Raw genomic sequence first — 255 nt, forward strand, 5'->3', positions numbered from 1 at the left:
GAAGTTTGCCGGCCGCGGCGTGTCTGCTTGCGCCACCTGCGACGGTTTCTTCTACAAGGGCCAGGAAGTGGCCGTGGTGGGCGGCGGCAATACCGCCGTGGAAGAAGCGCTGTATCTGGCCAACATTGCCAGCAAGGTCACGCTCATCCACCGCCGCGACAAGTTCCGCGCCGAGCCGATCCTGATCGACCGCCTGCATGAGCAGGAGAAGAAGGGCAAGATCGAGATCAAGACCAACATGGTCCTCGACGAAAT

Annotated in this window: 1 protein-coding gene; it reads left to right on the forward strand. The window is 61.2% G+C overall.

The window, feature by feature from the left end; all coding sequences use genetic code 11:
• Positions 1–255: FAD-dependent oxidoreductase (locus tag ACVA58_RS28345; protein WP_446513562.1), on the forward strand; the 255-nt coding region annotated here is incomplete at both ends.

The organism is Photobacterium sp. DNB22_13_2 (genome assembly GCF_052873915.1).